Origin of the sequence: Actinomadura sp. GC306 (assembly GCF_004348665.1) — a bacterium.
Classification (GTDB): domain Bacteria; phylum Actinomycetota; class Actinomycetes; order Streptosporangiales; family Streptosporangiaceae; genus Spirillospora.
The window spans coordinates 1-2,363 of record NZ_SMKM01000467.1 but is presented as its reverse complement, the minus strand read 5'-3'; the positions used below and the strand labels follow the sequence as shown (position 1 = coordinate 2,363).

Sequence of the window (2,363 nt, the reverse complement as noted above, 5' to 3'; positions counted from 1 at the left end):
CCTCCTGACACGAAGCCCCCGGCCCGGCTGCTCGTGCAGCCGGGCCGGGGGTTCGGGGCGGGTGGGGGCGGTCAGTGTCCGACCGGGCCGAACTCCTTGCGGGTGTCGATGACCTCGCCGGTCAGTTCCCAGCGCTCGCCCTTGAACTCCATCATCTGCATGGACTCCAGCGGGAAGCCGTCATCGGGGCCGGTGTTCATCGTGATGCCGGGCAGCAGCATCGGCACCTCGACGCCCTTGAGGTTGCGCATCGCGTCGCGCAGGCCCTCGCGGGTCTTGCACTCGGCGGCCTCCAGCGTCTTGTGGAAGGCGGTCGCCACCGCCCAGCCGAACGCGTGGTACGGGACGTTCGGGTCGTTGCCCGGCGCGTACTGCTTCATCTTCTCCTTGTAGAGCTTCATCTCGGCGTCGTCCGCCCACTGCGGGTCGTTCGGGTCCTTGTAGTACGTGGCGGACACGACGCCCTGCACGTTGTCGAACCCGACCGGCTTCAGCACCGTGACGGACGCGGAGACGTTGTTCACGATGTGCATCGGGTTCCAGTCCGTGATCTTCGCGTCCGCCGCCAGCGCCTGCGAGGCGAACTTCGGCGTGGCGATGTTGAGGAACACGTCGGCGCCCGAACCCGCGAGGTCGCGCATCTGCGCCTCCACGCTCGGGTCGGTGACCTCGTAGCTCTCCTCCTGGACGATCTTGATCTCGGTGCCCTCGATGGCCTTCTTGAAGCCGCCGAGCAGGTCGTCGCCGTAGTCGTCGTTCTGGAACAGGACCGCGACCTTCGCCTTCGGCTTGTTCTGCTTCAGGTTCTGGGCGTACACCCGGGCCTCGGAGACGTAGTTCGGCTGCCAGCCGATCGTCCACGGGTGCTTGTCGTCGGCGCCGAAGGCGCTGGCGCCCGTGGCGACGAAGATCTGCGGCACCTTCTGCTGGTTGGCGTAGTCCCAGGTCGCCATCGTCGGCGGCGTGCCGAGGGTCTGGAACAGCGCGAACACCTGCTCCTGCTCGACGAGCCTGCGCACCTCCTCGACCGTCTTCGGCGGCTGGTAGCCGTCGTCGCGGACGAGGTACTCCACCTTGCGGCCGTCGATGCCGTTCTTCTCGGCGTTGACGTAGTCGAAGTACGCCTTGATGCCCTTCGGGATGGCGCCGTACGCGGACGCCGGGCCGGACAGCGCGTAGGTCGCGCCGAGCTTCACCGAGGTGTCGGTGATGCCGGTCGTCTGCTGCCCCTTGCACTCACCGGTGGCGGTGCCGCCGTCGCCGTCGTCCCGTCCGCCGCAGGCCGCCGCGGTGGTCACCGCCAGCAGCAGGGCCGCCGACACCGCCGTCCCCCGCCGCACCCTGCCGCCGCCTGCACGGCCGCTTCCCATTGGTCGCCGCATGCCCTTACCCCTTCCGGAGGTTCTTGTCAGAGCGGGTCTTGTCGAGCCAGTGCGCGCCTCGCCCCGCCAGCCCGGCGAGCCCGGTCGGGGCGACGTACATCACCACGATGATCAGCAGCCCGAAGATGACCCCCGGCGCCGCCTTGTTGACGTCCTGGGACCAGCTCGGCACGAACATCACGAACAGGCCGCCGAGCAGCGGCCCCCACGTCGACCCCAGCCCGCCGACCACGATCCCGGCCAGCAGCGTGATCGAGAGGTTGAGGGTGAACGAGTCCGGGGAGACGAACCCGATCGTCCACGTGTAGATGCAGCCCGCCGCGCCGGCGAACATCGAGCTCCACGCGAACGCGCGCCGCTTGTAGGCCGCGGGCCGCACGCCCATGACCTCGGCCGCCGTCTCGTTGTCGCGGACGGCGTGCATCGCCCGCCCGGCCCGGGAGCGCAGCAGGAAGTGCACCACCAGGAACGCCAGGATCGCCCCGATCAGCGCGAGGAAGTACAGCCACTGGTCCTGGGCGAGCCCCGTCCAGGCGGGCGGCTCCGGCTTCTCCAGCGTGAGCCCCATCGACCCGCCGGTGACCGACGAGAACCGCTTCAGCAGCGGGACGAGGAAGATCGCCACCGCGAGCGTGACCAGCGCCAGATACAGCCCGCGCAATCGCGTCGCCGGCACCCCGAACGCGAACCCGATCACGAACGCCAGCGCCGCCGCGAGCGGGAACGTCACCGGGTACGGCAGGTCCCAGTGGTACATCATGACGGCCGTCGCGTAGGCGCCGACCGCGAAGAACGCCCCGTGTCCCAGGGAGATCTGCCCGGCGTGCCCGACCAGCAGGTTCAGCCCGATCAGCGCGATCGCGTAGACCATCACCATCGTGAGCTGGAAGACCCGGAACGGCACCAGCTGGAACGGCGCCGCCACCGCCAGCACCAGCAGCGCCCCGAGCGCGAGCATCCGCCAGTTCCGCACGGCGAACC

General features: G+C 69.5%; 2 protein-coding genes. Both read right to left on the bottom strand.

Features of this window, described 5'->3' with window-relative positions; all coding sequences use genetic code 11:
- Positions 1 to 71: 71 nt before the first annotated feature.
- Positions 72 to 1,382, bottom strand: a complete 1,311-nt coding sequence (locus tag E1200_RS32650) for an ABC transporter substrate-binding protein (protein ID WP_243709038.1) — start codon at positions 1,380 to 1,382, stop codon at positions 72 to 74.
- Positions 1,383 to 1,386: 4 nt separating this feature from the next.
- Positions 1,387 to 2,363, bottom strand: a 977-nt coding sequence (locus E1200_RS32645) for a branched-chain amino acid ABC transporter permease (RefSeq protein ID WP_131956444.1), incomplete at its 5' end; no start/stop codon positions are given.

What these genes read in the sequence shown, in the direction of transcription:
- E1200_RS32650 (WP_243709038.1), bottom strand. Translation starts at nt 1,382, where the DNA reads ATGCGGCGACCAATGGGAAGCGGCCGTGCAGGCGGCGGCAGGGTGCGG.